General features: G+C 69.2%; 10 protein-coding genes. 6 read left to right on the forward strand and 4 right to left on the reverse strand.

From position 1 onward, the window contains the following. Window positions 1-181 precede the first annotated feature (181 nt). Window positions 182-3,433: a carbamoyl-phosphate synthase large subunit gene (gene carB, locus HV826_RS02510; RefSeq protein ID WP_176415407.1), complete on the forward strand. Its 3,252-nt coding sequence runs from the start codon at window positions 182-184 to the stop codon at window positions 3,431-3,433. A gap of 9 nt (window positions 3,434-3,442) precedes the next feature. Here carB and HV826_RS02515 read toward each other — a convergent pair whose 3' ends face one another. Next, complete coding sequence (locus tag HV826_RS02515) at window positions 3,443-4,528, reverse strand: NADH:flavin oxidoreductase (RefSeq protein ID WP_176415408.1); 1,086 nt, start codon at window positions 4,526-4,528, stop codon at window positions 3,443-3,445. Between the two features lie 226 nt (window positions 4,529-4,754). Between HV826_RS02515 and HV826_RS02520 the strand changes: the two genes are divergently transcribed. Further along, window positions 4,755-5,906, forward strand: a complete 1,152-nt coding sequence (locus HV826_RS02520) for a fatty acid desaturase (protein WP_176415409.1) — start codon at window positions 4,755-4,757, stop codon at window positions 5,904-5,906. Window positions 5,907-5,921: 15 nt separating this feature from the next. On the opposite strand, the gene HV826_RS02525 is transcribed toward HV826_RS02520, so the two are convergent. Then, complete coding sequence (locus tag HV826_RS02525) at window positions 5,922-6,404, reverse strand: SRPBCC family protein (RefSeq protein ID WP_176415410.1); 483 nt, start codon at window positions 6,402-6,404, stop codon at window positions 5,922-5,924. Window positions 6,405-6,433: 29 nt separating this feature from the next. Continuing rightward, window positions 6,434-6,913, reverse strand: a complete 480-nt coding sequence (locus tag HV826_RS02530; protein ID WP_176415411.1) for a hypothetical protein — start codon at window positions 6,911-6,913, stop codon at window positions 6,434-6,436. A gap of 205 nt (window positions 6,914-7,118) precedes the next feature. Here HV826_RS02530 and HV826_RS02535 point away from each other — a divergent pair, with 205 nt between their 5' ends. Then, window positions 7,119-7,832, forward strand: coding sequence for a ferritin-like domain-containing protein (locus HV826_RS02535; protein ID WP_255217010.1), 714 nt, complete (start codon window positions 7,119-7,121; stop codon window positions 7,830-7,832). A gap of 22 nt (window positions 7,833-7,854) precedes the next feature. Beyond that, complete coding sequence (gene def, locus HV826_RS02540; RefSeq protein WP_176415413.1) at window positions 7,855-8,460, forward strand: peptide deformylase; 606 nt, start codon at window positions 7,855-7,857, stop codon at window positions 8,458-8,460. A gap of 18 nt (window positions 8,461-8,478) precedes the next feature. Here the strand turns inward: def and HV826_RS02545 are convergent, their stop codons facing one another. Continuing rightward, window positions 8,479-8,973 carry a PaaI family thioesterase gene (locus HV826_RS02545; protein ID WP_176415414.1) on the reverse strand — a complete coding sequence of 165 codons (495 nt, stop codon included), beginning with the start codon at window positions 8,971-8,973 and terminating at the stop codon, window positions 8,479-8,481. Window positions 8,974-9,004: 31 nt separating this feature from the next. Between HV826_RS02545 and HV826_RS02550 the strand changes: the two genes are divergently transcribed. Together HV826_RS02550 and HV826_RS02555 are read left to right on the forward strand one after the other, a co-directional pair. Then, entirely contained in the window at window positions 9,005-9,862 is an 858-nt protein-coding gene (locus HV826_RS02550) for an MBL fold metallo-hydrolase (protein WP_176415415.1), read from the forward strand. A 400-nt stretch (window positions 9,863-10,262) separates the two neighbouring features. Further along, window positions 10,263-12,272: a transporter substrate-binding domain-containing protein gene (locus HV826_RS02555; protein WP_303623571.1), complete on the forward strand. Its 2,010-nt coding sequence runs from the start codon at window positions 10,263-10,265 to the stop codon at window positions 12,270-12,272. Window positions 12,273-12,306 lie beyond the last annotated feature (34 nt).

Consider the following 12,306-nt stretch of genomic DNA (forward strand, 5'->3'; position numbering starts at 1 on the left):
TCCTGGGCGAGGGCGGGGGACGCGAGCGAAATGAGCAGTGCCAGGGACCAGTGGCGCATGGAACCTCCGTGGGCGGCGGAGCCTAGCAGAGGACAGCGGGCGGGGCCCGGCGTCCGTGCGAGCGGGCGGCTTCAACACAGTCCTCGCATGTGGGGGCGGAGGTTGGTATGGGGGCGCCCCGATGCCCAAGCGTACCGATATCCGCAAGGTTCTGGTGATTGGCTCGGGTCCGATTGTCATCGGGCAGGCCGTCGAGTTCGACTACTCCGGTACACAGGCCATCAAGGCACTCCGGGACGAAGGCGTGGAGGTGGTGCTGCTCAACAGCAACCCCGCCACCGTGATGACGGACCCTGAGTTCGCGCATCGCACCTACATCGAGCCCATCACGGTGGAGGCGGCGGAGCGCATCCTCGCCGCGGAGCGGCCGGACTCGCTCCTCCCCACCATGGGTGGCCAGACGGCGCTCAACCTCGCCAAGGCGCTGGCGGAGCAGGGCATCCTGGCGAAGTACGGCGTGCGCCTCATCGGCGCGTCCCTGGAGGCCATCAACAAGGCCGAGGACCGCCAGCTCTTCAAGGCGGCCATGCAGAAGATTGGCGTGGCCCTTCCCAAGAGCGGCTACGCGACGACGCTGGACCAGGCGATGCAACTGGTGGAGGACATCGGCTTTCCGGCCATCATCCGCCCGTCCTTCACGCTGGGCGGCACCGGTGGCGGCATCGCGTACAACCGCGAGGAGTTCGAGACCATCTGCCGCTCGGGCCTGAAGGCCAGCCCCACCACCACCATCCTGGTGGAGGAGAGCGTGCTGGGCTGGAAGGAGTACGAGCTGGAGGTGGTCCGCGACACGGCGGACAACGTCATCATCGTCTGCTCCATTGAAAACCTGGACCCCATGGGCGTGCACACCGGTGACTCCATCACCGTGGCGCCCGCGCAGACGCTGACGGACCGCGAGTACCAGCGGATGCGGCAGGCGTCGCTGGCCATCATCCGGGAGATTGGCGTCGACACGGGCGGCTCCAACATCCAGTTCGGCATCCACCCGAAGGACGGCCGCATGGTCGTCATCGAGATGAACCCGCGCGTGTCGCGCTCCAGCGCGCTGGCGTCGAAGGCGACGGGCTACCCCATCGCGAAGATCGCCGCGAAGCTGGCCCTGGGCTACACGCTGGACGAGCTGCGCAACGACATCACCCGGGACACGCCGGCCTCGTTCGAGCCGACGCTGGACTACGTGGTGGTGAAGGTGCCGCGCTTCAACTTCGAGAAGTTCCCGCACGCGGACCGGACGCTGACCACGAGCATGCGCTCGGTGGGCGAGGTGATGGCCATTGGCCGCACCTTCCCGGAGGCGTACATGAAGGCGCTGCGCTCCATGGAGTTGGGCCGCGTGGGCCTGGAGTCTCCGGAGCTGCCCGCGGAGAAGGAGGAGCGGGAGAAGGTGCTGCGCGAGGCGCTGCGCATCCCCCGCCCGGAGCGCCCCTGGTTCGTGGCCCAGGCCTTCCGCGAGGGCATGACGGTGGAGGACGTGAACGCGTTGTCCGCCATCGACCCGTGGTTCCTGCGCTACATCCAGATGCTGGTGAACGAGGCGCAGTCGCTGCAGGAGTACGGCCGCCTGGACCAGCTCCCGGATGACGTGCTCCGGCAGGCCAAGGCGCACGGCTTCTCCGACAAGTACCTGGGCAAGCTGCTGGGCTACCCGGAGGATGAGGTGCGGGCGCACCGGCACGCGCGCGGCATCCGGCCCGTCTTCAAGCGGGTGGACACCTGCGCCGCGGAGTTCGAGGCGTACACGCCCTACCTGTACTCCACCTACGAGGAGGAGGACGAGGCGCCCCCCACGGACCGCCAGAAGGTCCTCATCCTGGGCAGCGGCCCCATCCGCATCGGCCAGGGCATCGAGTTCGACTACGCCTGCGTCCACGCGGCCTTCGCCCTGCGCGAGGCCGGCTACGAGACGGTGATGGTCAACTGCAACCCGGAGACGGTGTCCACCGACTACGACACGTCGGACCGCCTGTACTTCGAGCCGCTGACCATCGAGGACGTGCTCGAGGTGTCCCAGCGGGAGAAGCCGGTGGGCGCCATCGTCCAGTTCGGCGGCCAGACGCCGCTGCGCATCTCCGTGCCGCTGGAGAAGGCGGGCCTGCCCATTCTTGGGACGCCGCCGGACGCCATCGACCGCGCGGAGGACCGTGAGCGCTTCTCCAAGCTCATCGAGAAGCTGGGCCTGAAGCAGCCGGAGAACGGCGTCGCGCGCAGCCACGCGGAGGCCTTCAAGGTGGCCGAGCGCATCGGCTACCCCGTCATGGTGCGGCCCTCCTACGTGCTGGGTGGCCGGGCCATGGAGACCGTCTACGACGTATCCAGCCTGGAGCGGTACATGCGCGAGGCGGTGAGCGCTTCGCCCGAGCACCCGGTGCTCATCGACCGCTTCCTGAAGGAAGCCATCGAGGTGGACCTGGACCTGGTGGCGGACCGCACCGGCGCGGTGATGATTGGCGGCGTGCTGGAACACATCCAGGAGGCGGGCGTGCACTCCGGTGACGCCGCGGCCACGCTGCCGCCGCACTCGCTGTCGCCGGACCTGGTGGAGCGGATGAAGGACCAGGCCATCGCCCTGGCGCGCGAGCTGGGCGTGGTGGGCCTGATGAACGTGCAGTTCGCCATCCAGGGGAAGACCATCTACATCCTGGAGGTGAATCCGCGCGCGAGCCGCACGGTGCCGTTCATCTCCAAGGCCACCGGCGTGGCGATGGCGAAGATCGCCGCGCTCTGCATGGTGGGCAAGACGCTCCAGGAGCTGGGCGCCACGCAGGAGCCGGAGTTCAAGCACGTGGCGGTGAAGGAGAGCGTGTTCCCCTTCGCGCGCTTCGCGGGCGTGGACGTCATCCTCGGGCCGGAGATGAAGTCCACCGGCGAGGTGATGGGCCTGGCGAACGACTATGCGTCCGCCTTCGCCAAGAGCCAGCTCGCCGCGGGCGTGAAGCTGCCCAAGAGCGGCAAGGTGTTCATCTCCGTCAAGGACGACGACAAGCCGGCGGTGGTGGACCTGGCGCGTCGCCTGCGGAGCATGGGCTTCTCGCTCATCGTCACCGCGGGGACGCACACCTACCTGGCGACGAAGGGCATCGAGGCGCAGGTGGTGCAGAAGGTGAAGGAGGGCCGCCCGAACATCGTCGACAAGATTGTCGACGGCGAAATCGTGCTGGTCATCAACACCACCTTCGGCAAGCAGGAGATCGCCGACAGCTTCTCCATCCGCCGCGAGTCGCTGATGCACTCGGTGCCGTACTACACGACGGTGCAGGCGGCGCGCATGGCGGTGGGCGCGCTGGAGTCGCTCAAGCGCGCGGACCTGGAAGTGAAGCCGCTCCAGGAGTACCTGGGCATCACCGCGGCGCCCCCGGGCACCCGGCGCTGACACGCGGCCTCAGGTGGGCTGGTCCGTCACGAAGCCGCGCCAGTTGCGCATGTAGTTCACGAAGACGTCGGACAGGCCCTCGGCGTTGAGCGCGCTGGGGGACAGCGGCGGCACCTGGAGCGCGACGCCTCGCTGCACGCGGCGCGGCCAGTCATGATTCGCGATGGCCGCGCGGCCCACGGCCACGGCGTCCGCGCCGCGCGCGAGCTGGGCCTCTGCCTCCTCGCGCGTGCGCACCTCGCCAGCGACGACGATGCGAACACCGGGGCCCACGGCCTGCCGGAAGAGCGGCGTCGCGTGCTGCTCAGGCCGCTTCCGGGTGTTGAGCGCTGCCTTCCACAGGGACAGGTGGAGGATGTCCACGCCCTCGCTCGTGAGCATGCGCGCGACCTCCAGCGACTCGTCCAGGTCCAGGCCCTTGGCCTGCCCCGCGTCCTCCGGTGACAGGCGCACGCCGAGGACCAGGGAGGGCGCCGCGCGCCGCACCGCGCGCACGGTCTCCTGCAGCAGGCGCCAGCGGTTCTCCAGCGCGCCGCCCCAGCGGTCCTGCCGGCGGTTGAAGACGGTGCTCAGGAACTGCGAGAGCAGGTAGCCGTGCGCGCCATGGAGCTCCACGGCGTCGAACCCCGCCTCGGCGCAGCGGCGCGCCGCGCTCGCGAAGGCCGCGATGGCGCCCTGGATGTCTGCCTCGGTGGCTTCGCGGCAGCGGAGGCCGTCCGCGTCATACGCGCTGGCGCTCCACACCTCGCGCTGGCTGACCTCGGCGTTGGCGCGCAGTCCGCCGTGGAAGAGCTGCGCGGAGAGCAGGGCGCCCCCTTCATGGATGCGCGCGGCCAGGCGCTTCAGCCCGGGCAGCATCGCGTCGTCGTGCACGCCCAGCTCTCCTGGCCACGCCTTGCCGTCCTGCGAGACGTAGGCGGCGCACGTCTCCACCATGCCGAAGCCGCCGTCGGCGCGCATCGCGAGGAAGCGAAGCTCCGCGTCGGAGAGCGAGCCATCGGGATGGCTCTGGGTGTTCGTCAGGGGCGCCAGCCAGATGCGGTTGGGCGCGATGACGCTCTTTCGGAGCTCGAGGGGCGCGAACAGGTCTGTCATGTCGGAACCTTGCTTTCGAAGGGCGGGAGTCGCCACCCCGTGGGGGCGGACTCAGAGTGCGGGGTAATAACCTGCGCCTCGTGCCTCCGCATGGCCTCGTGCGGAAGCAGGGGCCGAGGGAAAGCGTGGCTGGACGCCCGCGGACCCTGGCGGCTACCTTTCGCGCCGCGCCGCGCCGTTGCCTCCTTCCCCCTCGCGCCACCTCCGTGACCCAGGAGAGCTCTTCATGCCGTCCCAGCCCGCCCCCGACTTCGACATTTCTTCCGTGGACGTGGAGGGGTTTCTCCGTGAGCTGAAGGCGCTGCGAGAGCAACTGGACGCATCGCTCGGCGAGGCGGATGCGGCGCACCTCCGGAAGATTGAGCGCTGGGGCAGGGCGGCGACCGTGCTGGGCGCGGCGACGTGCTGGCTGGCGCCGAACCCGCTCAGCGCGGCGGCGCTCAGCGTGGGGCGGTCCACGCGCTGGCTGCTGATGCACCACGTGGGGCACCGGGGCTATGACAGGGTGCCGGGACTGCCGGCGTCTCGCACGGGCAAGGGCTTCGCGAAGGGGCGCCGCCGCTATCTCGACTGGCTCGACTGGATGCTGCCGGAGGCCTGGGTGTTCGAGCACAACGTGCTCCACCACTCGCACACTGGCGAGGACGCGGACCCCGACCTCCTGGAGCGCAACGCGGAGGGGACGCTGCGCAACCCGGAGCGCTCGCTGGCGCTGCGGTACGTGCAGCTCACGCTGCTCGCGCTGACGTGGCGGGCCAGCTACTACGCGCCGGAGACGCTCAGCTCGCTGCGCCGCAAGGGCCGACGCAAGGGTGGGGACCTGACGCGCGAGGAGCTGAAGGAGCTGCTGCTGAGCTGCTATCTGCCGTATTCGGCCGTGCAGTTCGGGCTCTTCCCGGCGCTCTACCTGGTGCTGGGGCCTTGGGCGTCGTTCAGCGCGTTCTGCAACTCGGTGATGGCGGACGTCCTCACCAGCCTGCACACGTTCCTGGTGGTGGGCCCGAACCACACGGGTGAGGACCTGTACCGGTTCGACTCGAAGCCGGAGAGCCGTGGCGAGCGCTACGTGCAGCAGGTGATTGGCAGCGCGAACTACCGGACGGGCGGAGACCTGAACGACTTCGCCCACCTGTGGCTGAACTACCAGATTGAGCACCACCTCTGGCCGGACCTGCCGATGCTGAAGTATCGGGAGGTGCAGCCGCAGGTGAAGGCGCTCTGCGCGAAGTACGGCATCCCCTACGTGCAGGAGAGCGTCTGGACTCGCGCGAAGAAGATGGTGGACGTCGTGGTGGGCAAGACGTCCATGCGGAAGCTCGCGCCGAAGCGTCAGGCCGGTGATGCCGGAGTGGCGGCGGCGCCTGCTCCCGCGGCGTGAGGCACGGGCGTTCGGCTACCTGGTGTAGGCCGCGAGGTTCGCCAGGGTCGAGGTCAGTCCCTCGATGTGGTCCTCCTGGCGAATGCCTTCGGGCACGTCTTCACAGGTGATGGTGACGCGGGTGCCCCCGGCGACGGGCGTCAGCGTCCAGGTCATGGTCATCGTGCCCGCGTAGGCGGGGTCATCCGATTCGAACGCGAATCGCTGCACGACGCGTTCGTTGGGGACGAGCTCCACGAAGAGGCCCTCGACGACGTCCTCGTGCGCGGAGGTCTTCCCGGGCGCGCTGTGGTCCGCGGTGTCGTAGGACAGCGTCATCCGGTACGTCCCGCCCGCGCGGGGTTCAAACGCGTGGACGTGGCCCTTCATGCCTTTCGGTGGGAGCCACGTCGCCACGGCCTCGGGCTCCACGAAGGCCTGGTAGAGAGCCTCTGGCGAGGCCGCGATGACTCGTGAAGCCGAGTCGGTTCTCTTCCCCGGGCCTGTCGTGTCCGTCACTCGGTCATCCTGTTCGTGGGCGGGGCGACTCACGCGCGCCGCGTGGTGCGTGCCAGCGTCTTTCGCGGTGGTGCTTCGGCGGCGTCGTGCCGGACGGCCTCGACGTCCACCACGCGGGAGCCATCTGGCGGAACCGGCGGGCCCAGCGTCACCACGAGCACGCGGTAGGACTCCTCCAGCCGCTTGTGCAGCTTGGAGAAGATCAGCTGGGCGGTGCCGGGCATGTCCTCGGTGTACGTGAAGTACCAGCGCAGCTCGTCCAGGCGGCCGTAGAAGTGGTCCACCACGGCTTGCTCCTGTTCGGGCAGGTGGATGAGCTGGTCGAACGCGCCGCTGGCGTACCGCGACGCGATGGAGTCCAGAAGCGGTTCGCGGCTGCGCAGGCGGGAGAAGAGCGCGAACATCTCATCCTGGCGGGCCTCGAGCCTGCGCATGATGCCCGCGGCGTCCATCGCGAGCAGGTTTCGGACGCGGGAGGCCAATTCATCGGCCTTCTTGCGACGAGCCATGGCGCGTCAGCCTAGCATCAGCGTGGACGCGCCTGCGTCCGCACCGTGCGCTGCCCACCGCAATGACTCGCTGCGACAAATGCTTCCTTTCGCGCGGCCTGTCTCGCACGTCGGCTACGCTCAGGGCTTCGAGGCCACCATGAACGACGCTCCTGATGATGGCTGTCCGGCCGACCCGGGCCTGCCCCGAAGACCGGGGAGAACGATGCCGGCCGCGCTCCGGCAGCTCGTCGCGGAGACCTGGGTCTTCCGCAGGCAGGAGGAGCTGGACGCGAGCCTGCGCTTCGCCCGGCTGGCAGGAGCGCTCAAGGCGCTGACCACTCCCGAAGCGCTGGTGGAGCTCGCGCGCCGCGCGGCGGAGGACGAACGGCGCCACGCGGGCATGTGCGAGCTGATGGCGCGCGCCTACGGGCAAGAGGTGATGCCGCCCGTGCCCCTGGTGGCGCGGGAGACCGCGCCGCGAGACCTCGGCCTTCGCGAGCGAGTGCTCTACGAAGTCGTCGCCGCCTGCTGCATCTCGGAGACAGAGAGCACGGCCGGGTTGACCTCGGTCCTGGCCGTGGAAGGACCGCCGCGGGTGCGCGCGGTGCTTCGGGACATCCTTCGGGACGAGGTCGCGCACAGCCGCCTGGGGTGGGCCTGCCTCACGCATGCCGCCGAAGCGGGCGACGTGTCGCTCCTGTCGCCGTACCTGCCTGAGATGCTGGAGGAGAGCGTGTCGCCCAGGCTCTTCGCGAAGGGCCTGTCCGCTGCGGACAGCGCCACGCTCCTGGCGCACGGCGTGCTGCCGCATGCGCGCAAGCTCGAGGTGTTCATCCAGGCCCTGCATGACGTCGTCTTCCCTGGTCTGGAACGGTGCGGAGTGGACACCACCCCCGGACGGCAGTGGGTGGAGCGCCGTCGTCAGTCCGGCGCGTAGCGGGCCCTGCTACGCTGGCGGCATGGTGCTCAAGATTGTCCAGGCGGGGGACCCGGTGCTGCGGCGCAAGGCGCGCGATTTGACGCCGGAGGAGCTTGCCAGCCCGGAGACGGCGCGACTCATCGAGCAGATGCGCGACACCATGCGGGACGCGCCCGGTGTCGGGCTGGCGGCGCCCCAGGTGGGCGTGGGCCTGCGAGTCGTCGTCATCGAGGACCGGGCCGAGTATCAGGCGGGCCTGTCGGAGAGGGAGCTGGCGGCGCGAGGACGCAGGCCCGTTCCCTTCCACGTCCTCATCAATCCCAGGCTGGTGGTGGAGGACGCGGCACCCGCGGAGTTCCACGAAGGGTGCCTGAGCGTGGCGGGCTTCGCGGCCCTGGTGTCGCGCGCCAGCGCCGTGCGCGTGGAGGCGCTCGATGAGCACGGCCAGTCCGTGACAATCCAGGCCCGGGGCTGGTACGCGCGCATCCTCCAGCATGAGCTGGACCACCTGGACGGCGCGCTCTACGTGGACCGGATGGAGACACGGAGCTTCACCACCGCGGAGAACCATCGCCGGTACCAGATGGGGCGCGGCACCGCGGAGCTGCGCGCCGAGCTGGGCCTGCCAGTGCCCGACAAGGGGTAGGGCACGGGGCCTTTCGCGTCAGCCTTCGCGGCCGTGCGCCGCGGCCTTCAATTGGGCCGTGTCGACGCGGACGAAGATGGAGTCGCCCACCGCGGTCAGCGTCTCGCCGGCGAAGACGTCACAGAGGACTCGGCTCTTGCGTCCGACTTCGCCCTCCACCCGCGCACGGAGGGTGAGTGGGACGCCCATGGGCGTGGGCTTGATGAACTTCACGCCCAGGCTCCCGGTGACGCATTCGATGGCCGGCGAGCTGCCAGGTGAGCGGCCTTCCGCGCGGTAGTGGTACGCCATCGCCGTCCAGTTCGAGTGACAGTCGACCAGCATGGCAATCAACCCGCCGTAGACGAGGTCCGGCCAGCCGCTGTACCGGTCATCGGGCGTGTGGCGAGCCACCACGTGGATGCCGTCCTCATCCCAGTAGCTCTGGATGTGCAGGCCGTGAGGGTTCTTGCTGCCGCAGCCGTAGCAGATGCCTTCCGGCGCGACGACTTCCTGAAGAGAGGCGTTTTCCATATAGGGCCCTGACTGGAGGGGAGTCGCAACGATGCGTACATCGCTCACTGAAGTCCAGGCAGGTCCCTACACGGTCCGAGGCGTCTCCGTGGGCGGCGTGTACACGTCGCTCCAGGTGCCCGAGCTGGACGTGGTGCTCGACGTGGGGCTGCCCATTCGTTCCTTTTGTGGCTCGGACCGCATCTTCCTGAGCCACGCGCACCCGGACCATGCCAGCGGGCTGGGCTCGCTGCTCGGCATCCGCCGGCTCATTGGCAAGGGGGCACCCCAGGTCTTCCTGCCCGCGGAGATCGAGGAGAACGTCCAGGCGTCGCTCGCCGTGATGTCGCGCCTGCACCACACCTCCATGGAGGTGGACACGGTGCCGATGTTGCCGGGGGACGTGCGGCCCCTGGGGCATGGGCTGTTCGTCCGCGCCTTCCGGACGCATCACCCGGTGCCGTCGCTCGGGTATCAGTTCTTCCGCCGGGTCGCGAAGCTCCGTCCCGAGCACCAGTCACTGCCGCCTCAGGAGATCGCCAGGCGCAGGCAAGCGGGCGAAGCGCTCTTCGACGAAGTGGAGCGGCTGGAGCTGGCCTACGCCACCGACACCGTGTCTCGCGTCCTGGACACGGAGCCGAGCCTGTTCGACTCGCGAGTCCTCATCCTCGAGTGCACCTTCGTCGGCGCGCACCACTCCGTGCAGGACGCCCAGGCAAAGGCGCATCTCCACCTGGACGAACTCCTCGCGCGCGCGGACCAGTTCCGCAACGAGGCCCTGGTCCTCATGCACTTCAGCCAGGCGCTTCCTCCTGACGCCGTCCATGCCACGTTGCGCGCGCGGCTGCCGCCGTCGCTGGCTGAACGCGTCCGCGTCTTCGCGCCCGAAGCGGGCCGTTGGTTCGGGTGAGCCGCGCACTCAACGTGAGTGCGCATGTGTGCGCGTCCGCCGCGCTTCGGAATCCACCCGGCAAGTCAAGGCCAGGGGTGGGTTCAATCGACCGTGCGGAATCGGGTAGAGATTTACGCCGAGGGTGTTCGAGCGCCTCCGTCCTGGGGGCGGCGCGTCGCGGACATCCGTGCCCAGGGGGTACATCCTGATGCCGTTGGTCCGTCCAAGCCCGTCGTCCGCGCGGTGGCTCGTCTCCGCCGCCCTGTTCCTGTTGGTCGCTTGCAAGAAGGAGTCTGCGGAGGCTCCGGCGAAACCGCCGGCACCTGCTTCAGCGGCCTCGGCGAACCCGGAGGATTCACCCTTTCCGGAAGCGGCCCTTGCGCCCACGGGCGCCACCACGGAGTCGGTGAGCGCGCGGATGAAGGAGCCTCCGTTCAAGGGAGACCTCCCGGAGCTCCAGAAGCGGGGCGTGCTGCGCGTGTTGGTGGAGGGCACCGACGAGGACTTCCTCCCGCGCCAGGGCATGCCCAAGGCGCAGGACCGGGCGTTGTTGGAGCGCTTCGGGGCGAAGCACGGACTGGCGGTCGAGTTCCTCACCGTGGACAGCTTCGACAAGCTCATCTCGCTGCTTCAGGAGGGCCACGGGGACGTCATCGCCGCCGACCTGGCGGTGACGAAGGACCGGGAGAAGCAGGTCGCCTTCACGCGCCCCCTGACGCGAGTCAACGAGGTCGTCGTGGGCCGCCGGGGCGCGGACAACCTGCCGCGGAAGGTGGAGGACCTGGCGGGCCGCACCGTTCACGTCCGCGCCAGCTCCACCTTCGCCGCGTCGCTCCAGGCGCTGGCGAAGAAGGAGGCCCCGGGGCTCGTCATCGCGGAGGCCCCTGAGTCCGCCGAGCCCGAGCACCTGGTGTGGCAGGTGTCGCGCGGGGAGCTTCCCCTGACGGTGGTGGACAGCCACCTGCTAGCGGCCATCGAGACGTACAACACGGATGTGGAAGGACTCTTTCCCGTCGCCAAGGCCCGTCCGCTGGCGTGGGCCATGCGGCTGGAGAACCCGAAGCTCCGCACCGCGCTGAACACGTTCCTGGTGGAGTTCGCCCTCACGGAGTACCGCGAGAAGCGGTTCACCGGGGACCTGGACGGCATCCGCAAGCGTGGCGTGCTGCGGGTGCTTACGCGCAACAGCGCCGTCAGCTACTACCTCCACCGCGGCGACCAGGCCGGCTTCGACTACCACCTGGCGAACATGATCGCGAAGGAGCTCGACGTCCGGCTGGAGATTGTCGTGCCGCCGACCTTCGACCAGCTCATCCCGTGGTTGAGGGAAGGGCGCGGGGACCTGATCGCCGCGGCGATGACGGACACCGCGGCCCGCCGGGAGTTGGTGTCGTTCAGCCGTCCGTACCTCTACACGGACGAGGTGCTGGTCCAGCGCAGCGGAGCCCCCAAGCTCGCGTCGCTGGAGGCGCTGAAGGGGAAGACGGTTCATGTGCCGAAGGGCACCAGCCACGCCGCGACGCTGAGCGCCTTGAAGGGCGCGCACGGCTTCAACGTCGTCGAGGAGCCCGAGGACCAGGAGATCAGCGCGCTCCTGGACCGCGTGGCGCGCGGCGAGATTCCGTACACCATCACCGACAGCCACATCCTGGCCGCAGAGCTGGTGTTCCGGGATGACGTGGAGGCCGCCCTCACGCTGCCGGGGCAGGGCGAGCCTGCTGGGAAGGACGGCCACTACGGCATCGCCTTCGCCGTCCGGAAGGAGAACGCGAAGCTGCAGGCGTTCCTCGATGGCTTCGTGAAGAAGACGTACCGGGGCGTCGAGTACAACATGACGCGCCGCCGCTACTTCGAGGGCCGCCGCCACCAGCCGCCCCCGACGAGCCTCGCGACGGCAGAGGGCAGCATCTCGCCCTACGACCCCCTGGTGCAGTCGTATTCGGCGCGGTACGGCCTGGACTGGCGGTTGATGGTGGCGCAGATGTTCCAGGAGAGCCGCTTCAACCCGAAGGCGCGCAGCTACGTGGGCGCCCAGGGGCTCTTCCAGGTGATGCCCGTCACCGGGAAGGAGCTGGGCTTCGTCAAGCTGGAGGACCCGGAGCAGGGCATCCACGCGGGGGTGAAGTACATGCACCAGATGCTGGGCCGCATCGCCCCGGAGATTCCCTTCAAGCAGCGGCTGCGCTTCGCGCTGGCCTCCTACAACGCGGGGCTGGGCCACGTCCTGGACGCCCGCCGGCTGGCCATCGAGCAGGGGTTGGATCCAAACAAGTGGTACGGCAACGTGGCGAAGGCGATGCTGCTGCTCGAACAGCCGCAGTATTTCCGGCGAGCCCGTCACGGCTATGTCCGCGGCTCCGAGCCGGTGAAGTACGTGTCGGAGATCCAGACGCGGTACGGCAACTACGCGGCGGTGGTGCAGCACTGACCTCCCGTCACTGGGTTGCACATGCGTCGCGACT

This window comes from Myxococcus sp. AM010, assembly GCF_013372585.1.
Lineage (GTDB): Bacteria > Myxococcota > Myxococcia > Myxococcales > Myxococcaceae > Myxococcus > Myxococcus vastator.

Bases quoted from the DNA above. Each gene is read 5' to 3' on its own strand.
- carB (WP_176415407.1), top strand. From the start codon at position 182: ATGCCCAAGCGTACCGATATCCGCAAGGTTCTGGTGATTGGCTCGGGT.
- HV826_RS02515 (WP_176415408.1), bottom strand. From the start codon at position 4,528: ATGACAGACCTGTTCGCGCCCCTCGAGCTCCGAAAGAGCGTCATCGCG.
- HV826_RS02520 (WP_176415409.1), top strand. From the start codon at position 4,755: ATGCCGTCCCAGCCCGCCCCCGACTTCGACATTTCTTCCGTGGACGTG.
- HV826_RS02530 (WP_176415411.1), bottom strand. From the start codon at position 6,913: ATGGCTCGTCGCAAGAAGGCCGATGAATTGGCCTCCCGCGTCCGAAAC.
- HV826_RS02535 (WP_255217010.1), top strand. From the start codon at position 7,119: ATGCCGGCCGCGCTCCGGCAGCTCGTCGCGGAGACCTGGGTCTTCCGC.
- def (WP_176415413.1), top strand. From the start codon at position 7,855: ATGGTGCTCAAGATTGTCCAGGCGGGGGACCCGGTGCTGCGGCGCAAG.
- HV826_RS02545 (WP_176415414.1), bottom strand. From the start codon at position 8,973: ATGGAAAACGCCTCTCTTCAGGAAGTCGTCGCGCCGGAAGGCATCTGC.
- HV826_RS02550 (WP_176415415.1), top strand. From the start codon at position 9,005: ATGCGTACATCGCTCACTGAAGTCCAGGCAGGTCCCTACACGGTCCGA.
- HV826_RS02555 (WP_303623571.1), top strand. From the start codon at position 10,263: ATGAAGGAGCCTCCGTTCAAGGGAGACCTCCCGGAGCTCCAGAAGCGG.